This window comes from Phyllobacterium sp. MT110, assembly GCF_058792715.1.
Genome location: NZ_JBXAFE010000001.1, coordinates 481,707 through 502,611, shown reverse-complemented (window position 1 = coordinate 502,611; position 20,905 = coordinate 481,707). Strand labels below are relative to the sequence as shown.

24 protein-coding genes and 1 tRNA gene are annotated in these 20,905 nt (G+C 59.7%); 14 read left to right on the top strand and 11 right to left on the bottom strand.

Annotation, left to right across the window (positions count from 1 at the left end):
* Nucleotides 1-69 precede the first annotated feature (69 nt).
* Nucleotides 70-903, top strand: a complete 834-nt coding sequence (locus AC1Q5O_RS02445) for an alpha/beta fold hydrolase (protein ID WP_492563064.1) — start codon at nucleotides 70-72, stop codon at nucleotides 901-903.
* Here the strand turns inward: AC1Q5O_RS02445 and AC1Q5O_RS02440 are convergent.
* The 3 genes from AC1Q5O_RS02440 to AC1Q5O_RS02430 form a co-directional block, all read right to left on the bottom strand.
* Nucleotides 900-1,565: a helix-hairpin-helix domain-containing protein gene (locus tag AC1Q5O_RS02440; protein ID WP_492561797.1), complete on the bottom strand. Its 666-nt coding sequence runs from the start codon at nucleotides 1,563-1,565 to the stop codon at nucleotides 900-902. The two genes, AC1Q5O_RS02445 and AC1Q5O_RS02440, sit on opposite strands and share 4 nt — an antisense overlap.
* 174 nt (nucleotides 1,566-1,739) lie before the next feature.
* The gene (locus AC1Q5O_RS02435; protein ID WP_464659704.1) at nucleotides 1,740-2,405 is read right to left on the bottom strand and encodes a BON domain-containing protein; all 666 of its coding nucleotides are present in this window, start codon (nucleotides 2,403-2,405) and stop codon (nucleotides 1,740-1,742) included.
* 176 nt (nucleotides 2,406-2,581) lie between these two features.
* Complete coding sequence (locus tag AC1Q5O_RS02430) at nucleotides 2,582-3,700, bottom strand: porin (protein ID WP_492561796.1); 1,119 nt, start codon at nucleotides 3,698-3,700, stop codon at nucleotides 2,582-2,584.
* A gap of 405 nt (nucleotides 3,701-4,105) precedes the next feature.
* Between AC1Q5O_RS02430 and AC1Q5O_RS02425 the strand changes: the two genes are divergently transcribed.
* From AC1Q5O_RS02425 to AC1Q5O_RS02415, 3 genes are all read left to right on the top strand, one after another.
* Entirely contained in the window at nucleotides 4,106-4,435 is a 330-nt protein-coding gene (locus AC1Q5O_RS02425; RefSeq protein WP_492561795.1) for a DMT family transporter, read from the top strand.
* A 69-nt stretch (nucleotides 4,436-4,504) separates the two neighbouring features.
* The gene (locus tag AC1Q5O_RS02420) at nucleotides 4,505-5,563 is read left to right on the top strand and encodes a porin (RefSeq protein ID WP_492561794.1); all 1,059 of its coding nucleotides are present in this window, start codon (nucleotides 4,505-4,507) and stop codon (nucleotides 5,561-5,563) included.
* A 330-nt stretch (nucleotides 5,564-5,893) separates the two neighbouring features.
* The gene (locus AC1Q5O_RS02415) at nucleotides 5,894-6,820 is read left to right on the top strand and encodes a tyrosine-type recombinase/integrase (RefSeq protein WP_464659698.1); all 927 of its coding nucleotides are present in this window, start codon (nucleotides 5,894-5,896) and stop codon (nucleotides 6,818-6,820) included.
* A gap of 94 nt (nucleotides 6,821-6,914) precedes the next feature.
* Here AC1Q5O_RS02415 and AC1Q5O_RS02410 read toward each other — a convergent pair whose 3' ends face one another.
* On the bottom strand, nucleotides 6,915-7,583 hold the full coding sequence (locus AC1Q5O_RS02410; protein ID WP_346306530.1) for a hypothetical protein: 669 nt from the start codon (nucleotides 7,581-7,583) through the stop codon (nucleotides 6,915-6,917).
* 804 nt (nucleotides 7,584-8,387) lie between these two features.
* Here AC1Q5O_RS02410 and AC1Q5O_RS02405 point away from each other — a divergent pair.
* Complete coding sequence (locus tag AC1Q5O_RS02405; protein WP_492561793.1) at nucleotides 8,388-9,059, top strand: class I SAM-dependent methyltransferase; 672 nt, start codon at nucleotides 8,388-8,390, stop codon at nucleotides 9,057-9,059.
* 82 nt (nucleotides 9,060-9,141) lie between these two features.
* Nucleotides 9,142-9,411 (top strand): hypothetical protein, encoded by a 270-nt coding sequence (locus AC1Q5O_RS02400; RefSeq protein WP_492561792.1) that lies wholly within the window; start codon nucleotides 9,142-9,144, stop codon nucleotides 9,409-9,411.
* A gap of 204 nt (nucleotides 9,412-9,615) precedes the next feature.
* Here AC1Q5O_RS02400 and AC1Q5O_RS02395 read toward each other — a convergent pair whose 3' ends face one another.
* Entirely contained in the window at nucleotides 9,616-9,945 is a 330-nt protein-coding gene (locus AC1Q5O_RS02395) for a hypothetical protein (RefSeq protein WP_492561791.1), read from the bottom strand.
* 359 nt (nucleotides 9,946-10,304) lie between these two features.
* Between AC1Q5O_RS02395 and AC1Q5O_RS02390 the strand changes: the two genes are divergently transcribed.
* Nucleotides 10,305-10,396: transfer RNA gene (locus tag AC1Q5O_RS02390), tRNA-Ser, on the top strand.
* Nucleotides 10,397-10,496: 100 nt separating this feature from the next.
* Here AC1Q5O_RS02390 and AC1Q5O_RS02385 read toward each other — a convergent pair.
* Nucleotides 10,497-10,892 carry an ester cyclase gene (locus tag AC1Q5O_RS02385; protein ID WP_492561790.1) on the bottom strand — a complete coding sequence of 132 codons (396 nt, stop codon included), beginning with the start codon at nucleotides 10,890-10,892 and terminating at the stop codon, nucleotides 10,497-10,499.
* An 87-nt stretch (nucleotides 10,893-10,979) separates the two neighbouring features.
* Here AC1Q5O_RS02385 and AC1Q5O_RS02380 point away from each other — a divergent pair, with 87 nt between their 5' ends.
* Nucleotides 10,980-11,423: a MarR family winged helix-turn-helix transcriptional regulator gene (locus AC1Q5O_RS02380; RefSeq protein WP_492561789.1), complete on the top strand. Its 444-nt coding sequence runs from the start codon at nucleotides 10,980-10,982 to the stop codon at nucleotides 11,421-11,423.
* 54 nt (nucleotides 11,424-11,477) lie between these two features.
* On the opposite strand, the gene AC1Q5O_RS02375 is transcribed toward AC1Q5O_RS02380, so the two are convergent.
* The 3 genes from AC1Q5O_RS02375 to AC1Q5O_RS02365 all read right to left on the bottom strand — a co-directional run bounded on the left by AC1Q5O_RS02375 (nucleotide 11,478) and on the right by AC1Q5O_RS02365 (nucleotide 12,587).
* Complete coding sequence (locus tag AC1Q5O_RS02375) at nucleotides 11,478-11,825, bottom strand: hypothetical protein (protein ID WP_464663113.1); 348 nt, start codon at nucleotides 11,823-11,825, stop codon at nucleotides 11,478-11,480.
* Between the two features lie 94 nt (nucleotides 11,826-11,919).
* A complete protein-coding gene (locus AC1Q5O_RS02370; RefSeq protein WP_492561788.1) occupies nucleotides 11,920-12,303 on the bottom strand; it encodes a VOC family protein in 384 nt (127 codons plus the stop codon).
* 80 nt (nucleotides 12,304-12,383) lie between these two features.
* Nucleotides 12,384-12,587 (bottom strand): hypothetical protein, encoded by a 204-nt coding sequence (locus AC1Q5O_RS02365; protein WP_492561787.1) that lies wholly within the window; start codon nucleotides 12,585-12,587, stop codon nucleotides 12,384-12,386.
* Between the two features lie 173 nt (nucleotides 12,588-12,760).
* Here AC1Q5O_RS02365 and AC1Q5O_RS02360 point away from each other — a divergent pair, with 173 nt between their 5' ends.
* The gene (locus AC1Q5O_RS02360) at nucleotides 12,761-12,997 is read left to right on the top strand and encodes a helix-turn-helix domain-containing protein (RefSeq protein WP_492561786.1); all 237 of its coding nucleotides are present in this window, start codon (nucleotides 12,761-12,763) and stop codon (nucleotides 12,995-12,997) included.
* Nucleotides 12,998-13,031: 34 nt separating this feature from the next.
* Here the strand turns inward: AC1Q5O_RS02360 and AC1Q5O_RS02355 are convergent, their stop codons facing one another.
* Nucleotides 13,032-13,721: a CerR family C-terminal domain-containing protein gene (locus AC1Q5O_RS02355; protein ID WP_492561785.1), complete on the bottom strand. Its 690-nt coding sequence runs from the start codon at nucleotides 13,719-13,721 to the stop codon at nucleotides 13,032-13,034.
* Between the two features lie 90 nt (nucleotides 13,722-13,811).
* Here AC1Q5O_RS02355 and AC1Q5O_RS02350 point away from each other — a divergent pair, with 90 nt between their 5' ends.
* Genes AC1Q5O_RS02350 through AC1Q5O_RS02335 form a run of 4 tightly spaced genes read left to right on the top strand, consistent with a single transcriptional unit; the run spans nucleotide 13,812 to nucleotide 18,880 of the window.
* A complete protein-coding gene (locus tag AC1Q5O_RS02350; protein ID WP_492561784.1) occupies nucleotides 13,812-14,840 on the top strand; it encodes an HlyD family secretion protein in 1,029 nt (342 codons plus the stop codon).
* Nucleotides 14,837-16,609 carry an ATP-binding cassette domain-containing protein gene (locus tag AC1Q5O_RS02345; RefSeq protein ID WP_492561783.1) on the top strand — a complete coding sequence of 591 codons (1,773 nt, stop codon included), beginning with the start codon at nucleotides 14,837-14,839 and terminating at the stop codon, nucleotides 16,607-16,609. Before AC1Q5O_RS02350 ends, AC1Q5O_RS02345 begins: the two co-directional genes overlap by 4 nt.
* Nucleotides 16,606-17,751, top strand: a complete 1,146-nt coding sequence (locus tag AC1Q5O_RS02340) for an ABC transporter permease (RefSeq protein WP_492561782.1) — start codon at nucleotides 16,606-16,608, stop codon at nucleotides 17,749-17,751. The genes AC1Q5O_RS02345 and AC1Q5O_RS02340 overlap by 4 nt, the downstream gene beginning before the upstream one ends.
* A 7-nt stretch (nucleotides 17,752-17,758) precedes the next feature.
* Nucleotides 17,759-18,880 (top strand): ABC transporter permease, encoded by a 1,122-nt coding sequence (locus AC1Q5O_RS02335; RefSeq protein WP_492561781.1) that lies wholly within the window; start codon nucleotides 17,759-17,761, stop codon nucleotides 18,878-18,880.
* Nucleotides 18,881-18,920: 40 nt separating this feature from the next.
* Here AC1Q5O_RS02335 and AC1Q5O_RS02330 read toward each other — a convergent pair whose 3' ends face one another.
* Nucleotides 18,921-19,502: a TetR/AcrR family transcriptional regulator gene (locus AC1Q5O_RS02330; RefSeq protein WP_105735974.1), complete on the bottom strand. Its 582-nt coding sequence runs from the start codon at nucleotides 19,500-19,502 to the stop codon at nucleotides 18,921-18,923.
* A gap of 168 nt (nucleotides 19,503-19,670) precedes the next feature.
* On the opposite strand from AC1Q5O_RS02330, the gene AC1Q5O_RS02325 reads away from it, so the two are divergent.
* The gene (locus AC1Q5O_RS02325; RefSeq protein WP_492561780.1) at nucleotides 19,671-20,891 is read left to right on the top strand and encodes an efflux RND transporter periplasmic adaptor subunit; all 1,221 of its coding nucleotides are present in this window, start codon (nucleotides 19,671-19,673) and stop codon (nucleotides 20,889-20,891) included.
* Nucleotides 20,892-20,905 lie beyond the last annotated feature (14 nt).

Below are 20,905 nucleotides of genomic sequence, written 5' to 3'. Positions count from 1 at the left end.
CAGGATTGCGGATTGGCCGATTTATTTCGCGACATTCATTTCGACGCCCCCGATGGCCTGCATCTCCATATGAGGCTTTACCAGCCCGAGCACAAAAGCGACAACCTGCCGGTCGTCTGCCTGCCCGGGCTGACCCGCAACAGCCGCGACTTTCACGATCTCGCATTGTCCTTGTCGCAGCACCCGCAGACGCCGCGCCCGGTGGTCAGCGTCGATTACCGCGGACGCGGGTTGTCGGCCTATGATCCGGACTGGTCGCACTACAATATCGGGATGGAAGCGGGCGATGTCATCGCCGGCCTTGCCCATCTGCAGATCGACCGGGCGATTTTCCTCGGCACATCCCGCGGCGGGCTGATCACGCATATTCTGGCGGCCATCGCGCCACAGCTTCTCGCCGGCGTCATTCTCAATGATATCGGGCCTGAGATAACAGTCGAAGGCCTGCAGCAGATCAGTGCCTATCTCAATGGCGCGCGCCAGCCCAGCGACTGGAATGACGCGGCAGAGTTGCAGCGGTCGGTGCACGGAGCAGCCTTCCCTGCCCTGACCCACGACGACTGGCAGCGTTTTGCCCGGATGATCTACCGCGAAGACAACGGTGTGATCCGCCCGGATTACGACCCCAATCTCCGCAAGACGATGGAGAACATCGACTATTCGCAAAAGCTGCCGGATCTGTGGGCCCAGTTCGAGCTGATGAAAGACCTGCCGCTGCTGCTGATCCGGGGCGAAAACACCACTTTGCTGGCGCAGGAAACCGCTGACGAGATGGCGCGGCGGCATAGCGCGCTGCAGGTGTTCAACGTCGCGGGCCAGGGCCATGCGCCGCTGCTGGAGACAGGCCGCATGCCCGAGCTGATCGCCGCGTTTTGTGCAGGCGTTGATTTGCGCGCGGACTAGCCGCTCTTTGCAGGCTTCTTGGGTGCCACCTTGGGCTTGGCCTTGGCCGCAGTCTTTGTTTTGGCAGGGACGTCCCCTGCCTGCCTGATCATATCGGCAGCCTGCTTCATCCAGCTTTCGCGATGGGCACGGCCGGGGAAGCCAATCGCACGGCTCACCCACGCAGCCTGATCGACATCCCAACCCGCAATCTGGTCGAAGTGAAACACGCCGAGCGTATGAAGCTCCGACTGGATCACAGTGCCGATCCCCTCGATGTCCGACAGGCGATCCGGCTTGCCCCGCCGCGCGTTTTTCAACAAAGCGGGGCGGTGCGTGTCGTCTTGAGATACCCTGACCGCCCGGCTGCCTGCAGTCTTTGCCACGGTCTTTTGGGCCGGAGCCTTCGTCTTTGATCGCGCGGCCACGGGGGATGCCATCGCCGGGACCGGCTCGGCCGGCGGCACCATTGCCGGACCGGACAGCGGCTTGCTCACATCGTCATTGGCAGGCGTGACCGGCATATGCGTTGCGGCGGCGAGACGGGCATCAGCGGCGCGCGTCGACTCCTGAGAAACAGAATCGGTTTTCGGAGAGAACCTTTTGAAAAGATGACCCAAAATGGCGCCGATAATGAACGCGGCTGAAATGAGCAAAAGCGCCTGAAGAAGAAAAATGACCACAGCTCGTTACCCCAGTTTCACCACAGATCAGTTGCGCTTGCCGCCCTGGGTCGACCAGCCGACATAGAAACCGACAAGAGCGGCCACCAACAGAAAGAGCCATAGCTTCGTGATGAGATACATGATTGTCCGCGCTCCCGTTGATTGCACTGGATCGGCATTCCCGCCGGGAAGTCACCCGGCATTGCCGGCCGGCGGCGGCGCCAGCTTCACCTCGCCCACCCTACCATTACCCGGAAGTTGTGTCTTCAATGCGTTGGTGACGGACTCATAATCCGCAGCATTTGCAGCTGTCCCGGTGATGCTGTAGGTCTCGCCGGCAAGCCGGACCTCACCGCTGATCAGCTGCGATGCCTGTTTCAGCGCGAAATTGGCAAGCTCGACAAATCCCTGCGGCGCGCCGCGCGCGACGGCCATTTCGTCCAGGATTTCAATGCCCGGCATGGCATTTTCAGCCGCAGCCAGAAGCTTGGCACGCGTATCGCCATAGGGGACATTGCCCGACAAGAGGATGCCCTGATCCGACTTGGTCACCACGAAGCTGAAGGGATCGACCAGGGGTAAAAGCGTCGCTGCGTTCTCGACCACGCGAATGCCATCGGTGGTTTCCGCGATTTTCAGCGCCGATGCGAGGGCTTCGGCCGATGGCGCCACCCCCTTGAGGGTCAGATCGCGCCCGTCCACCTCGATGCTGGCCCAGCTGTTATCCGTTTCCAATGCGGCAGCGACGGTCTCCGTCAGTTGGCGGTCCATCGGCTCGGCAAGGAACCAGCCGGCAAGCGTTGTCAAACACGCAACGGTAATCAGACCAGGCCAGAACCAGCTTTTCACAATGTGCATGGATGGCATTTTCCCCTTACGGCAATCGAACAGAATGTTGTCTTGCCCGATGTCGGGGGGAATATCAACACGGCGCCCCGCGGCAAACGGCGAACGCCGGAAAACTGGCCGCGCGCCACAAAGAAAAACCCGGCAGCTTGCGCTGCCGGGTCTTATGAACTCAATCCTGTTAAGGATTAGAAGTTGCGCTGGAAGCGGATCATGCCACCGAATGCATCGTCGTTGCCGCCGTTGAGGATCGACTGATCCTTACGATGACCATCGAACTTGGTGTAGCTGATTTCTGGCGTGATCGTGAAGCCAGGAACGAGCTCGTAAGCAACGTTCAAAGTACCAGCAACGGTGCCTTCGGATTCGTATGCAACCTGTGCATTGACAGTTGCCTTATCCGAAACCTTGGCGGACAGACCACCCCAAACAGCCCAGTCGCCTTCCCAGCGGCCGAACCAGTTCAGGCTGCGAGTGTGACCGGTCGTGTAGTTGTCGTCGAAGTTGGACTGATAGCCACCCATGACGAATGCCTTAACAGCGTCGGTGATCTTGACGTCCAAACGAACCTTACCGGCCCATTCTTCGATAACCGAGTCATAACCAGCAACAGCCGAGATGCCGCCCCAACCCTGCTCATACTTCACACCACCAAGTACGTGTGGCATGTAGTCGTTGATGCGGTAGTCGTGGCTTGCACCATCGTTGTCCGACTCAACTTCACCCTGTTCAGCAGCGATGATCGCCGAGAAACCGTTACCAGCTGTGAATGTGTAGCTGATCTGGTTGGAAGTGCCTGACTGATAGTTGATCACGTCGTCGTTGATGACGTCGCCGGCATAACCGGTGAACGAACCGAACAGTTCGTCAGCAACACCAACGCGGAAACCACCGAGTTCGATGAATGCCTGAGGAATGGAGCTGTTGTTGGAACCGTTCTTATAGTTGAAACGTGTTTCAATGTACGAACGCAGTGTGCCGAGTTCGGTTTCCGAACGGGCGTCAAAGCGGATCGTTGCACGTGTCAGCTTGTCGTATGTGCCGTCGCCGTTAGGATCGCTGCCCTGGTTGACGTGGCCGCCGGTGTACACGCTGTCGCCGCCCTTGGCGTCGTAACGCAGATAGCCGCCGATCTTCAGGCAGGTCTCAGTACCAGGAATGTAGAAGAAGCCCTTGCCGTATGCATCGCAAACGCGAACATATTCGACAGCTTCTGGCTCAGCGACGACAACTGCATCGGCAGCGCGTGCGCCAGTTACTGCAACGAGGGCTGCAGCGGAGCCGAGTAGAAGGCTCTTGATGTTCATTTCTGACCTCCAGTCAAAGTTAAAAATGGGTCTGGGCATTCCAATTTGGCTGAAGGACAACCTTGTCCCCATCCCCTAAGTCCTAGAAGAAATGCGATCAACGCCGTTCCTCTGCGACCGAACATACTCGCCCTCTCGGGGGTTTCAACCATGAATGTCGGCATCCACACCTCGCGGCCCCTCTATGCCTTATCCCTGTTGCACAAATGACACGAAAACGTCGCGACCCCGGCGAAATCTTTACCACTCATTAATATAGGTAACCGGATTTTCATCAATTTCTCTGCATCGATGGCGGAAACGGAACGGTGTTTTGACTCGAAATCGGGCATGCATCACCGGCATATTTGCAGTGTATGCATCGAATCAAATGCGGCACGTAGTGATTCTGACAGGTGGTTTGCCATGACTTATTTCTATCTCTTTGTGGCCATAATTTTCGAGGTGGCGGCCACGTCGGCGCTCAAGCAAGCGGATGGTTTTACAAAGCTTTGGCCGTCGCTGATCTGTTTGGCCGGTTATGCGGCGGCTTTCTATTTCCTGTCCATACTGGTCAAGACGATGCCCGTCGGGATCGTCTATGCCATCTGGTCCGGCGCCGGGATCGTGCTCATTGCCGCCATCGGCTGGTTCTGGTTCAAGCAGCCGCTCGACACGCCGGCGATCGTCGGCCTTTCGCTGATTATCGCCGGTGTTCTCATCGTCAACCTGTTCTCGGGAACCGTGGGGCACTAGAGCTTTTCCTGCCGGCAAAAACCCGTTGAATCGCCTGGCCTTCCGTCAAACTTTGACTGGAGGTCAGAAATGAACATCAAGAGCCTTCTACTCGGCTCCGCTGCAGCTCTCGTTGCAGTCACTGGCGCACGCGCTGCCGATGCAGTTGTCGTCGCCGAACCGGAAGCTGTCGAATATGTTCGCGTTTGCGACGCATACGGCAAGGGCTTCTTCTACATCCCCGGAACCGAGACATGCCTGAAAGTCAGCGGTCATGTGCGGTTTGATGCCAAGGGCGGCGATGATGTCTCCAGCGGGGGCAAACTCGGCACCTGGAAGCTGCTGTCCCGTGCCACCATCCGCTTCGATGCCCGTTCGGACACCGAACTCGGTACATTGCGTTCCTTTGCCGAAACGCAGTTCAATTATACGAACGGTGACAACAGTTCGTCGATTCCCCACGCCTACATCTCGCTCGGCGGCTTCCGCATCGGCCTGACCGACTCGCTCTTTGACACATGGACCGGTTCGGCCGGCAGCGTGCTCAGTGACGGCGTGATCTCCTATGCCGGCGGTGGCGACAATCAGGTCAGCTACACGTTCACCGGCGGCAACGGTTTCTCGGCCCTCATCGGCCTGGAACAGGGTGACAAGGATCACGTGATCGTGGACTACGTGCCGCACATCATTGGCGGCGTGAAGTTCGAACAGGCCTGGGGCGGCATCTCGGCTGTTGCCGGCTACGATTCCGTCGTGGAAGAGTTTGGCGGCAAGCTGCGCCTGGATGTAAAGTTCACCGACACTGTCTCCGCCTTCGTTCTGGGCGGCTATCAGTCCGGTTACGGCGACCACGCCACGGAAAAACGCACCACGTCCTATTACGGCCCGTGGAATGGCGACTGGGCCATCTGGGGCGGTCTGTCCGCCAAAGCTTCGGACAAGGCCACGTTCAACGCGCAGCTGGCCTACGAATCCGAAGGGACCTATGCCGGCGCAATCAATGTCGCCTACGAACTGGTTCCCGGTTTCACCATAACGCCCGAACTCAACTACACCAAGTTCGATGGTGCCCGTAAGGCCAAATCCCTGGCCAGCAATGGAAGCGATGACGCGTTTGGCGGGTTCCTTCGCTTCCAGCGCAACTTCTGATGCCATGACACGCATGACCAGCGCCGGAATTTACCGGCGCTGGATTTTCCCAAATTCATTTTCACCACTCCATTTTCAGCGCCCGTCAGCACGGCGCACAGACATTTAGCAGGAAAGGATAGCAAAGCGGTCGCGGACCGAGGAGATTTGGAAATGTCGAGGCAATATCGCTGGGAACGGACTGTTGAGGGTGCTGTGCAAGGCTTCCTCGAATGGGATTGTATTATCCTAAAGTGCTATTCCCCACCCGATTGTGCTTTTCAGAAAGACGATTACAACTCGTTGCATATTTCACTTATGCATATTTTTCTGATTTAGAGCGTGATCCCTATGACAATTTCATCGATGGGTGCCAAACAGGCAGACACGGACTTCCCGGTTCGGTTTCAGTACAACGTCACCTACGCAGCGGCGGACCGTACCGGCAATCGCGTGGTCAGGGACCATTCGCTGGATGAGCTGACGGCGCGCTATATCGGGATTCTCTGGGACGACGGTTCGCACAAGGGCAATGTCAAATCCTTCCTGGGCGAGACCGGTGAGATTTTGGCCGGCAACCGGTTCAGTGTCTTCACCCAGGACATGCTCGATTCGGTGATCGGCACGCTGCGCGAGCGCGGCAACAGCAATGCAACCATCAACCGCAAAATGGCTGCTTTGAGCAAATTGCTTCGGAAAGCTTACAAGATGGGCGATATTTACAGCCTGCCCGAGTTTCGGCGGCAAAAGGAAAGACAGGGCCGGATTCGCTTTCTCGAACTGGAGGAAGAGGCCCGCCTGTTCTCGGCCATTCGCGCCAAATGTGAAGACAGCTACCGCCTGAGCATCTTTCTCGTCGACACGGGGTGCCGGCTCGGTGAGGCGATCGGGTTGAACTGGAACGATCTGCAGGGAAACCGCTCGACCTTCTGGCTGACAAAATCCGGGCGCAGCCGGACGGTGCCTTTGACCCGGCGCGCCCATGACGTCACCCAGATTCCACGCGGGCGCTTGAAGGGTCCGTTTGCCATGCACGATCAGCCGCGCTTCCGTGCCATCTGGAATGAAGCCAAGGCCGAGGTCGGATTGGGAACGGACGATCAGGTCGTGCCGCATATTTTGCGCCATACCTGCGCATCGCGGCTGGTGCGCGGCGGCATCGATATCAGGCGCGTGCAGATCTGGCTCGGCCACCAGACGTTGCAGATGACCATGCGGTATGCGCACCTGGCAACGCATGATCTCGATCCCTGCGTTGTCGTGCTGGAGCAGAATTGACGACCGGCCCGGAACAGCCGGATATCACCGCCGGTCCCATGCGGTGGAAAGCTTGAGGTTCGCAGCCTGCACCGCGCCCGATCGGCGAACGGCCTCAGAAGCGATAACGGATACCGATCGTATTGGCGTTTGAACCTTCCCCCATATTGCCGAAGGTTTCGCCGGCACCGGAGCGGTGATGCAATTGCCAGGTCACTTCAAGGTTGGGCGCCCCGCCCCAGCGAAATGAAAGTTCCGGCCCGAGAAAGCCAAGGAAGGAAGCATCGCCATTATAGCGCAGTTCGCGTTCCTTCTCGATCTGGGTCTCGCCGGTCACCGCGCTGAAGCCGGCCGTGAATGCCGGGGAGATCACGACATTGCCGATAACGAGGCCCTGGTGGCGCAGCCGGACGCCGGTCCAGATCTCGCCCGATGTGTCGTCGTCCTCACCGAACCGCAACGCGACACCGACAACGCCGCCAAGTTGAAATCCTGATCCGAGATTGTAGACATCGCGCCCATAGGTGACGCCGACCAGATAATTCTTGGTGTAGTCCACGTTGAAGAGATGGATGGCGCTGCCCGCGGTATCGCGTGCGAATGGTCCGCCCAGCAGCGTGACATCATTGCGCGTCGGCGCCTCTCCGGGCTGCAGGAAAGGATCCGTGGTGGCAAAATATATGAAGGGATGGGCCTTGCTGGCGGCCATTGCCTGACCGGAAGAAAACCCGAGAACTGCCGCGCTGACCAGCGCTCCAACACCAACCGAACGCCAAGATTTCATCTCTGCCCTCATGGTTCCTGAATAAGACGAGTCTGGGGCACACGATACAAAAAACGCGGGAAGAAGAAACACAAAATTAACCGGAGGCATTTTGTTCAGGAAAATGCGTGGGGCTTGAATGGTTTGGCAGTGTCTGCCGCCCCGGAAAAAGCCTGGACCCCGCGCATGGCGCCGGGTCCAGGCCTTTTTGACTCATCGCTGTGATTCCCTCAGTTTCGCTTCAGGTTGGGATAATCTCCCCCTCAGCTTCTGATGGTATCAAGCGCACGTTGTCACCTTCGGGCAACGTGAGGCTCGGCAATTCATCCCCCGATGATCCCCCCCTGCCGGGCCTCATTTCCGGCTTTGCAACAGCGTCGGTCAAGTATACCCAACCTCGACATGTTCAAAATCACCGTGAATCAGCGCATATATTACGTCTCTCAAAAAAAATCACAAGACAAGAGGGAAAAACAAGATACAGGCAAGAATTGCGTCCCTGTGTCAGTAAAACTGCCAAGAAAAAATTATTCCACACGTCCGATAATACATGGGTTGTGCTGCGCCGCACTTTACCCCTCAGGCATCGGAACGATGCGCAGGCACTGATGCAGCCACTGGCGGGCCGTCAACGGACAAAGCGGTTTCTGCCGGCGCATCGGCAGAGTGACGGTGCCGGCCCGCCGGCAGAATGGCTCCAGGTCTTGATTTCACCATATCACGTAACATATAAAGTGTCATGAAATCTGCAAACCGGTTGTCGGGCACAGTCCCTGCCCGGCGGATGTTCAAACCGATGCCATACCCGCTGGAGGCACAAGCGCAATGACCCCATTTTCCGATCCGCAGGCCGTGGCGCGCTATGCCGACGGACCGACCCGTTTCGTGCCCGGCTTTGATGCCATGCAGCGCATGACCACGCTTCTGCTGGCCGAACGTGCCCCTGACGATGCCCGGGTGCTGGTTCTTGGCGCTGGCGGCGGGCTGGAATTGAAGATGTTCGCGCAGGCCCATCCGAGCTGGATCTTCGACGGCATCGATCCGTCCGCCGAGATGCTCCATCTGGCCGAACGGACACTGGGGCCGCTGGCCGCGCGGGCGCGGCTGCAGCAGGGCTATATCGGCGATGCGCCTGACGGCCCCTACGATGCGGCGACGTGCCTGCTGACCCAGCATTTCATGGATATGAATGAGCGGCGGCGTACAGCAGCCGAAGTCAGGCGCCGCCTCAAGCCCGGCACGCCGTTCGTCACCGCCCATCTCAGCTTCCCGCAAGGCGACGGCGCGCGTGCAACCTGGCTATCGCGCTATGCCGCCTTTGCGGTCGCGGCCGGGCTTGATCCTGAAAAGGCTGCGAACATGCAGCGGGCTGTCGACACGAAAACCCACATTCTTGCGCCCGAGCAGGACGAAGCGATCCTGATCGAGGCGGGTTTTGCGCGCGTCGAGCTGTTTTATGCGGCTTTCAGCTTCCGGGGCTGGGTCGCCTATGCCTGATGCCCGATCCGTATCGCGCATGGCGCGCCAGTCCCGGATCGGATAGGCTGCACCGGGATGCGGGAGAACAAAGGGCAACCGAATGAAGTACCTGACTATTGCTGCTTGCATCGCGCTTGTCGCCGGAGGTGCCTTTTATGCGGCAACGTACAACGCCGCACACAGGGAGCAGAAAGAACAAGCGCAGCCAATGCGGGATGCCGAGAACGCATTTTATGACGCCGCCGGAGCAAAAGAGGGAGAAACCGATAAGGTTCGCACCGTCTGCGAGAATTTTGCACGTGACCCGGCAATGAACGCCGAGCCGGTGAAAAGCTTTCTCAGCAAGTGCCGGCAGTTTGGTTTTCTGTAAAAACCTTCCAGACCTTCTTGTCGCCCCTGCTCCGGCGAAAGCCCGCCGCGTGTCTTCCAAGGCCCCATCCGCATGGAAGAAATGCTTTTGAGGATGAGAAAAACTTTGACGGCTCCCCGGACCCAGAACATAAATGAGCGACGGTTAAATTCTCAATGAAGATCAACAGAAACTGGAAACGCTATATTGAGAATTCTACTATTCCTAGCTCTTCTCTTGCTGGCTGGTTGTGACGATCGCCCTGCCGGCTGGTCTGCCATTGTTTACCCGGATCGAACCGACCGAACAAAATTTGTCGTAACGCCGCATTTCACGTCTGTGTCGTACTGCCTGGATTCTGCGAAAGAGAAGATGAACGAAATCCAGATCAATGGCCGCGGCGATTATCAGTGCGGCTATAACTGCGAGGAATACGGAGATCCTCATAGGAAGAATATCTGCGAGAAATACAGCAAGTAGGTCGCGGTCCTGTCTGGTTACGAGACCGCTGAGCCGTATTCGATGGCCGATCTTGCCAGCATCAGTGATCGACATCCGCGTCTCATGTTTGGGTATGCCAGCAGGCATTCAATTGCGAAGCCGCTTAACAAAGCCGTCAAGGATTCGGGCCGCAAAAACTGACCAGCCACGCATTTGGGCGGCTCCAAAGGCCGGAGGCTGCCGCTCGACACCCATATCCACGGCGATGCCGGCCGGGAGGTGGTAAACCGGGTGTTTTCCGGCAGTACCCGCAAGAACAAACGGTGATTTGCGTGTGCGAATTTTGTGCCGTTTGTGTCTAACCATGACCGCTTCGTTCCGTTTTCCACGGCTCGGAACTGCAAAATAGAAAAATCAGAAAACTTACACAAAGGCCTTGCCAACAAAGGGTTTCCTCTTTAGTCAGCGTCCTTGGAGAGGTGGCCGAGTGGTCGAAGGCGCTCCCCTGCTAAGGGAGTAGGCCCGTTAAACGGTCTCGAGGGTTCGAATCCCTTCCTCTCCGCCATTTTCCACCCTTGCCCTCCAAGACCGTTATCCCCCAGTGCAGGCACTCGGACACCGCCGGTTGCCATGCATATCCCGGTCTGTCTGGCATGCCCTTTCCGTCAGAGCGTTACCGCCCCGATCTGCTGCAGGACACCCAGGCGGTCGACCTGCAGCCATGCCCGTGTCAGCTTGCCGTTCTGCGCCTGATAGATGGCGATTCCCTGCTGAACCGCGGTCTTGCCGGTGGGCGCGATACCCGACAATGGCCCCAGATGCGCCGCCTCGAAGCGCCAGCGCACGCATATCCTGTCTTCCGCCGCAAACAGGTCTTCCAGCTCAAACCGCAGGCCGGGAAACGCCGCGATCATCCGTTCGACGGTCTGCCGGAAGCCTTGCGGCCCCTGCTCGCCACCGGCGCCGACGAAACCCTCCGACAGATACTCCGGAAGCCGCTCGAGCAGGCGCGGATTGAGACAATCCTCATACAGGCCTTTGACAAGTTCAGACGGGGTCATGCTATACCTCAAGTTGACAATGTGCTGTCAATTTTGCATTTTTGACAACATACTGTCAACATGTCACTGGAAATTCGGGAGATCAGCATGCGCACCCCTCAGGGCGAAGAATTGAGCCGGCTCGTCTGGGACATCCTGCAAACCGCCGGCCGCCTGACCGAGGCCGGCAACCGGCTGAGCGCGCCGTTCGGATTGACCGCCGCGCGCTGGCAGGTCATGGGCGCGATCGTTCAGGAGGCCGCAACCGTGGCGGATGTCGCCCGCCACCTCGCTCAGACGCGCCAGAGCGTGCAGCGCCTGGCCGATGAACTGGTGCATGACGGGCTTGCGGCCTATGGCCCGAACCCGCGGCACCGCCGCGCCAGCCTGCTCAGCCCGACGTCTGAGGGGGCCGCGTCTTACGAGGCGCTGATGCGGCGGCAGGCCGAATGGGTGAATGCGCTGTCCGCCGGGATGCGGTTTGAGGACATCGCCGCGTCCAGGAATCTGCTGGCCACTCTCGGCGCGGCGCTGGAGAGCAGCCGGCCATAGAAAAAGGCGGCTCTCGCGAGCCGCCCTTTCTGCATTCAAGCGTTCTGACGGGAATCAGAGACGGAAAACACCCAGCGGATACCAGTAGCCATCGCTGTGACGGCGATAGCCGCGGCGATGTTCACGGTAGCCGCGATGATTCTTCCAGTAACCGGGACGGTAGCCGCGGTTGTCGTAGTGCGGGCGGCGGCGATCATCACGGCGATCCCAGCGACGGTCATCGCGGCGATCCCAACGGCGGTTGTCGTGGCGGCGGCGCTCAACGTACTGCACCTGCTCGACATTGGATACGACCGGCGCCTTCTGGGCCGATACCGGTGCCGCATTCGAAGAAACGACCGAAGTCAATCCAACGAGAACCGCCAGCAAGCCAGCGGTAAACAGCGAAACAAGATTTTTCATTAGTCACTCCTATCGATTCATACCGGGGATAGGTGCGCCTTCAAGGATGAACAGAGTATGAACGGTATTGCGTTCACCTCGCCCGCAGCGCGCCTTATCCGGATATCGCCGCAGGCCGGGGGCCCCGCAAACCGATGCAGTTGCCCCATGGGTCGCGAACCTGACACATGGCAAGGCCATCCTGTATCGCAAGCGGCCCGCGATAGAGCGTGGCGCCCAGTTTTTCCACATGCGCCAGAGCCGCGTCAAAATCGTCCACCGTCCAATAGACGACGGAGCCGAAGGCCCCCGACCCCACCTGTGCGTCCGCAGGCACGATTTCAAGGCAGACGGAGCCGACTTGCAGGAACTCGAAATCAAATTCGTCGAGCCGTGTGCGGACAGCCTCAGGAAAAGCGCGCTGATACCACGCGAGCCCCGCTTCCACATCGCCGACATGAACCAGAACCGCGGCGATGGGGTGGGATGTCGCGTGCATGGGGACCGGTCTCTTCTGCGGGATAGGTTTTCATCGGGATATCCGAGGAGGAATGCCGTGGCAACGGTCCAGCTTCGACTTTAAGCAGCGTTCGCGTTCGCCCCGTCAAGCAAAGCTTTGATGACAGCCAGACGCTCGTCGGCGATGTCGCAGACATATTGGATCGCCGATTGCTGCCGCTCATTGCCGATATCGGCGGCGGCCATGAACAGCACTTCGACAAGATATTTCACTTCAGTCAGACGGTTCTGAGCATCAATGATTTTGCTTGATTCATGGCTCATGATAGGGCCTCAATAGGGTTGAAAATTAATCTAAAAATGTTTCAGACAAACATAATAGGCACCAAAACAATAAGGCTGGGCATCACTGTTTCACCGGCGTAAAAATCGCAACAGTGAGACGATAGTGCCTCAGCAGGATTGGTGTCAACAAAAATCGTAACCGTGTAGCGAAAATGATCGATTTACAGTGCAAAATGGCGCGTGCGGCTTTGGGACTTGGGGTGCGTGATCTGGCAGCTCTTGCCCACGTGTCGACGGATACAATCGCCCGATTGGAACGTGGTGAGAAACTGAAACCTGCGACCATCATGGCTATCGCAGCGGCTCTGGAAACAGCGGGGGTTATCTTTGAGGCGGATGGTGAAATGGTGAATGGTGGTCCGGGGGTGAGACTGCGGATGAAAGAATGATCCGGCCGGCCGCGCTTCCAGCACGAAACAGACGCTAGCGCCCAGCTTCCCGCTTCAACTCCGCCGCTGTCGCCTCCAATCCCGCCAGGGCAAAGCGCTGGAAATGGGCGATAATGGCTTCCTGCGCACCGGGCGCCGGTGCGAAGAGATCGGGCAGAACCTGTGACAGCAATTGGCGGTTGCCGAGCAGCAGCATGGCAAACGGCGACACCATATTGAGCAAACACCGCCCCACTGCCGGATGGTCGGCGGGCACCCCCAGAATATCGGCAACCAGCCCGGTTACCACCTGCTTCTTCGGCAGCACCTCCTGATTCAACAGCACGGGAAAGGCCTGGGATGGCGCGAGAATCTCGCGGCTCAACACCCGCAACACCCATGTGGATGACGCCGGGGCGGTGATTGCCCCGGCAATCAGTCCGATGAGGATTTTCAGCTTGTCGATGGAAGCCCCCGGTCCCTGCGCCAGCGCCACCAGCCGGTCGTAGGTCAGGAGCCGCCGGTGCGCCTCGACCAGTACCGCGGCATAGAGCCCTTCAATACCGCCATAATAATAATTCACCGCGGCTGAATTGCTCCCGGCCCGCTCGGCGATCTCCTTGCCCGTGGCGCGGTCAAAGCCCTTTTCGGCAAAGATTTCGCCCGCCGCTTCCAGAATCTGGGCCTTGGTCGAAGCGCCGTCTTCGCGCCGTCCGGGAAGTTTTCGAGGTGTTTTGCGTATCATGCCCGTACAGTAACCCAGATTTGAAAGGATTAAAAGTTCAAATTGAAATTCAAATTTGACATAATGCGCACACGGCCTGTATGATGGCGCATGAGCAAAATCATCCGTTTCCTGCTTCCGCTGATCCTCATCGCCGCCCTCGCCGGCGGAGCCTGGTGGTACTATCGCCCGTCATCGGCGAACGATGCGCTGACGCTGTACGGCAATGTCGACCTGCGGCAGGCATCGCTTGCCTTCAACGGGTCGGAGCGGATTGCCGAGGTGCTGGCGGAAGAAGGCGATGTGGTGGGCAAGGGCCAGGTGCTGGCGCGGCTCGATACCAGCCGCCTCGCCCCGCAGGTGCAGCAGGCGGAGGCAACGGTCGCCGCCCAGCAGGCCGCCCTGCTCCAGCTGAAAAACGGCAGCCGGCCTGAGGAAATCGCCCAGGCGCGCGCCAATCTGGTGTCGGCACAGGCCGATGCGCTGAACGCCAAGGCGCAATTCGAGCGCCAAAGCGTACTGACCGCCAATGCCACCGCCAGCAAGCAGGACCTTGATACGGCGCGCGCGGCGGCGGCCGTTGCCGATGCCAAGGTGGACGTGGCGCAAAGTGCGCTGGCGCTTGCGATCGCCGGTCCGCGTGTTGAGGAAATCAGCCAGAGCGAGGCGCAGTTGCGCGGCAGCGAGGCGCAACTGGCGCTCATGCGCCAGCAGCTTGCCGATGCACAGTTGTTTGCGCCGTTTGATGGCGTCGTGCGCTCGCGGCTGATGGAACCGGGCGAGATTGCAGCGCCCAGCAAACCGGTATTTTCGCTGGCAACGCGCGGCACGAAATGGGTGCGCGCCTATGTCTCCGAAACCAATCTCGGCCATCTGCGCCCCGGCATGCGGGCCAGGATCACCACGGACAGTTTTCCCGATCAGCCGCTGGACGGCTGGGTCGGCTTCATCTCGCCGGTGGCGGAGTTCACCCCGAAAACCGTGGAGACGACCGACCTGCGCACCAGCCTCGTCTATGAGGTGCGCGTCTTTGTCGAGGACCAGAAGGATGTGCTGCGGCTCGGCATGCCGGCCACCGTTATATTGCTGCCGGATGCCGCGCCGCACGCGATTGCGCCAATGGCGGACACAAAACCATGACCGGCGCCGCGCCAGCCTCCCCCGTCACGGCGCGGTCCATCCACAAGACGTTCCACCGCGATACCGGCGAAACGGTCAAGGCGCTCGACGATGTCTCGTTTGAGGCGCGCCACGGGACGGTGACCGCCCTTGTCGGGCCCGACGGCGCGGGCAAGACGACGATCCTGCGGCTGATGGCCGGGCTGATGGCGGCCGAGAGCGGCGAGCTCAAGGTGCTCGGAATTGATGTCGCGGCTGATCCGCAGGCGGTGCAGAACCGCATCGGCTACATGCCGCAGAAATTCGGTCTTTATGAGGATCTGAGCGTTCAGCAAAATCTCGATCTTTATGCGGACCTGCATGGCATCACCCCGGACCAGCGCCGCGAGATTTATCCGCGGCTGATGGACATGACCAATCTTGGCCGTTTCACCGAACGGCTGGCTGGAAAACTGTCCGGCGGCATGAAGCAGAAGCTCGGTCTTGCCTGCACGCTGGTGCGCTCGCCGGAATTGCTGCTGCTCGATGAGCCGACCGTCGGCGTCGATCCGCTGTCGCGGCGGGAACTGTGGCAGATCGTGCTGAAACTGGTGCGCGAAGACGGCCTGACGGTCATCGTCAGCACCTCCTATCTCGACGAGGCCGAGTTCTGCGACCATGCGGTCGTCATGCATCTGGGCAAGGTGCTGGCGCAGGGCAAGCCCGACGAGATCACCGCCCGCGCGAAAGGCAATGTGTTCATCGCCGCGCCGCAGGACGGCATGAATGCCCGCTCGCTGCAGGCGCGGCTGTTCCGCCATGACGGCGTGGTGGATGCGGTGCCCGAAGCAGGCAAGGTGCGCATCGTCCGGCAACCGGGTTTCAACGGCAAACTCAGCGTCGACGGAAGGCCGGTGGCGCTGACCGCAACGCCGCCGCGTTTCGAGGACGGCTTCATGGTGCTGTTCAGCGCCGTGGCGGGCGAAGGCCATTCCAGCAGCCTGGAGCTGCAGCGCGCGGCAGACTCGGCACGCAAGGATGAGATTTCCGTCGAGGTGCATGACCTCGTGCGCATGTTCGGCGATTTCGCCGCGGTGAACCATGTCAGTTTCCGGGTGAAGCGCGGCGAGATTTATGGGCTGCTCGGCCCGAACGGCGCGGGCAAGAGCACCACATTCCGCATGCTGTGCGGGCTGATTCCCGCAACCAGCGGAACATTGCGGGTTGCGGGCGCGGATTTGCGCACGGCGCGGGCGGAGGCGCGGCAGAATCTGGGCTATGTCGCGCAGAAATTCTCGCTCTACGGTGATCTCTCGGTGGACGAGAACCTGGATTTCTTCGCCAGCGCCTATGGCCTGCGCGGCACGAAAAAGCGCGAACGCATCGACTGGTCGAAGCAGCAGTTTGAACTCGGTGAACTGGCGACGCTGCCGAGCGGCCAGTTGCCCGGCGGGTTCAAGCAGCGCCTGGCCATGGCCGCCGCGCTGTTGCACGAACCCGACATCCTGTTCCTCGACGAGGCGACGAGCGGTGCCGATCCCCTCGCCCGACGCGAATTCTGGGGGCGCATCACCGCGCTGTCGGAACAGGGCGTAACGGTCATCGTCACCACCCATTTCATGGAGGAAGCGGAATATTGCGACCGGATCATGATCATGGATGCCGGGCGCAACCTTGCCGAGGGAACGCCCGCCGACATCCGTGGCCACGCGAAGCCGCAGGACGGGCGCGAGCCGAACATGGAGGATGCATTCATCGCCATTGTCGAGGAATCGCGCAGCGCCGCTGAAACAAGGGGCAAGGCCGCATGAGCACACCCGCCCCGATCCAGTATCATGGCAGCCTGCGGCGCATCCTGGCGCTGGTGCGCAAGGAATCCTGGCAGGTGATCCGCGATCCCAGCAGCATCGCCGTCGGCATCGTCATGCCGATGATGCTGCTGATCCTGTTCGGCTACGGCCTGTCCTTCGATCTGAAGAACCTGCCGGTCGCCATCGTGATGGAAGAGAATTCCGCCGAAGCGCGCGGCGCAGTGTCGGGTTTCGAGCTTTCGGACTATTTCCAGACCCATCCGGTCAAGACCATGGCGGAGGCCGAGCGGCTGCTCAAGGACAAGACCGTCAGCGGCATCGTGCGCATTCCGCCGCAATTTGCCAGAAACGTTGCGCTGGGCAATGGCGATATCCAGATCGTCGTCAACGGCACCGATGCCAATACGGCACGCATTTCGCTGGCCTATGCGCAAGGCGCCGTTGCCACGTGGCTGGCGCGGCAGGCGGCCGAAGGCAGAATCGCCAGCAGCGGTGCTTCGGTCAATATGCAGACGCGGCTCTGGTTCAACGAAGCCAATGAAAGCAGCTATTTCCTCGTGCCGGGGCTGATCGTGCTGGTCATGACGCTGATCGGCGCACTCCTGACCGCGCTCGTCATGGCGCGGGAATGGGAGCGCGGCACCTTCGAGGCGCTGTTCGTCACGCCGGTGCGGCCGGTTGAAATCCTGCTCGGCAAGATCATTCCCTATTTCGTTCTCGGCATGCTCGGGCTGGCATTGTCCGTTGTCGGCAGCCAGATCCTGTTCCATGTGCCGCTGCGCGGCTCGCTGTGGATACTCGTCATCGTCTCGATGCTCTATCTGATCGTGGCGCTCGGCATCGGCCTGCTGATTTCATCGGTGACCAAGAGCCAGTTCGTTGCCAGTCAGGTCACCCTCGTCGTCACCTTCCTGCCCGCAATGATGCTGTCCGGCTTCATGTTCGACATCCGCAGCATGCCGCTCGTCATCCAGTTCATCACCTATATTTTCCCCGGCCGCTATTTTGTCAGCGTGCTGCAGACCCTGTTTCTGGCCGGCGATATCTGGGGGGTGATCCTGCCCAACGCCGCGGTGCTTGCGGTGATGGCAACGGTGCTGATGGCCGCTTCCGTGCGGGCAACGCGCAAGAAACTCGGGTGAGGCAGCCATGATCCAGTCGCTCTTCCGCATCATCGCCCTTATCCGCAAGGAATTGCTGGCCATGCTGAAAGACCCCAAGAGCCGCATCGTACTGGTGGTGCCGCCGATCATGCAGTGCCTGGTCTTCGGCTATGCCGCGAGCTACGACCTCAACAACGTGCCCTACGCCCTTCTCGATCACGATCACAGTGCCGCCTCCATGGCGCTGGCCGCACGCTTCGACGGTTCCGACACGTTTACCCGCATCGCCACGCTGCAGCGGACAGGCGATATCGCCGGTTATATCAACAACGGGCGCGTTCTGCTGGTGCTGGTCATCGACCAGGACTTTGAAAAGAACCTGATGGCCGGAAAGCCCGCCCAATTGCAGGTTATCGCCGACGGGCGCAATTCCAATACGGCCGGCACGGCGCAGGGCTATGTCAGCGCCATCGTGACGGATTTCACCCATCGCTGGCGTGCCGAGAACGGCCAGGCCGCCAATACCGGAATCACGGTGACGACACGTGCCTGGTACAATCCGAGCCTGGAGACGCGCTGGAACATGATCCCCTCGCTGATCGGCACCATCACCATGATGATGACAATGATGCTGACCGCCATGTCCGTGGCGCGCGAACGGGAGGCGGGAACGCTCGACCAGTTGCTGGTCACGCCGTTCCGTCCCTCCGAAATCATGGTGGGCAAGGCCCTGCCGTCGATGATGGTGGGCACCACGCAGGCAACGCTCATCCTGCTCGTCGCGCAGTTGTGGTTCCAGATCCCCTTCGCCGGGTCCTACCTCATTCTTTATATGGGACTGATCCTGTTTCTGGCGGCGGCGGTCGGCATCGGGCTTTTCCTGTCGTCGCTGGCCGCGAACATGCAGCAGGCGATGATCTTCTCCTTCGTGCTCTTGATGCCGTTCATGCTGCTGTCGGGCCTGACGGCGCCCATCGGCAACATGCCGGATATCCTGCAATATTTCACGCTGATCAATCCGCTGCGCTATGCCATCAGCATCACGCACCAGGTCTATCTGGAAGGTGCAGGGATTCGTCAGCTCCTGCCGGAAATGCTGGCGCTCATCGGCATTTCGGTGGTGACACTGCCGGTTTCATCCTGGCTGTTCCGTCACCGGCTGGTGTGAAAATCCTGCACGAACTGCAGAAAATGCCAATCGTCCGTGATCAGCCCGGCCAGCAGCGCATGGCGATATCGATCAGCCTGTAGAGCTCTTCCCGCGCGGTTCCGCTCGATGCCTGTACCGCGGTACCCTGGGATATCGTCATGATAAACCGTGCGATATCTTCCGCGTCGCACTCGGTTTTCAGGTCACCCTCGCGTTTCGCCCGGGCAAAACGCCGCGCCAGCGCCTTCTGGCCCATGTTGCGCTTTTCGATGATGGTTTTCTGGATGGCGGCGGCGGCATCGCTGCAGCCCATGGCCGCATTGATTCCCAGACACCCCGAAGGATTGCAGTCGCAGGTCTGCGCATCGGCAAAGCCGTGCAGAATATCCATGGCGACGGTGCGTGCATCCGGCTGCTCCAGCGCTTTCCAGAAAAACGCCATGTAGTTCTGCTCATAGCGCTCAAGCGCCATGCGGAACAGTTCTTCCTTGTTGCCGAAGGCGCCGTAAAGGCTTGGCTTCGTGATACCCATGCCGTCCGTCAGGTCAGTGATGGATGTGCCCTCGTAGCCCTTGCGCCAAAAAAGTTCGAGCGCAGTCTGCAGTGCCTCATCGGCATCAAATTCCCTCGGCCGTCCCATGGACAAGACTCCCTAGAAGAAATATACCGTTCGGTATAAAATCCAATTGACAGCCACCGTACCGCAGCCTTATATCTCGTTTTATACCGATCGGTATCGATCGTCAACGATCCAATTTCGTTTAGCCACTCCCAATGGCGATACAACTTTCAAAGCAGGATGACCACGATGTCAATCAGCACTTACAAAAGATCACTCTATGTCGGCGGCTTTATTGTGGCGCTGGCAGCCGTGGGTTCGACCCAACTGTTCGATCTTGGCAAGAGCCATGCCGAAACCAGCAAGCAGGCCGCGCCCGTCGCGACGCCCGTTTCCGTCGCTGTCGTCCAGCCGAAGCTCATCACCCGGTGGAGCGAGTTCTCCGGCCGCCTCGAAGCCATCGACCATGTCGACCTTCGTTCGCGCGTCGCCGGGGCCATCCAGTCCGTCGCCTTCAAGGAAGGTGCACTGGTCAAGCAGGGCGACCTTCTCGTCAAGATCGATCCGGCTCCCTATGAAGCCGAGGTCGCGCGGGCAAAGGCCGCCGTCAGCGCCGCCGAATCGAAACTGTCCCTCGCCAAGAACGAACTGGAACGCGGCAAGCGCCTGATCGATTCGCGCACCGTGTCCCAGAGCGACTATGACCAGCGCTTCAATGTGCAGAGCGGCGCACAGGCCGATCTTGAAGCGGCACAGGCCGGGCTCAAGACCGCCATGCTCAACCTCGATTACACGGAAATCCGTGCGCCCATCAGCGGCCGTGTCGGCCGCATCGAAATCACCGCCGGCAATCTGATCGCCTCCGGTCCCAGCTCACCGCTGCTGACCACCATCGTCTCGATCAGCCCGATCTACGCCAGCTTCGAGGCCAATGAAAACACCGTGGCACAGGCCCTCGCCGACCTGCCGCAGGGTCTCAACAGCCGCGATTTCTCCGACCGCATCCCCGTCGTGATGGACGTTTACGGCCAGAACGACGTGAAGGGCAAGCTGCAGCTGATCAACAACAGCGTCGATGTCGCCAGCGGCACGGTCAAGGTGCGGGCGGTGTTCGACAATACGGACGGCAAGTTCATGCCGGGCCAGTTTGCCAAGCTGCGCATGGGCACGGCCAACGAAAAGCAGGAACTGCTTGTCGATGAAAAGGCCGTCGGCACCGACCAGAGCAAGAAGTTCGTCATGGTGGTCAACGACAAGAACATCGTCGAATACCGCGAGATTTCGCTCGGGGCACCGGCGGAAGGCCTGCGTATCGTCACCAGCGGCCTGCAGCCGGAGGAAAAGATCGTCGTCAACGGCCTGCAGCGCATTCGTCCCGGTTCGCTCGTCGCTCCTGAAATGGTCGCCATGGGCGCTGCAGCACACAATTTGCAGGCCTTGGCCACCGATCCAGCCAAGACACAACAGTAATCGCATCAAAGCCC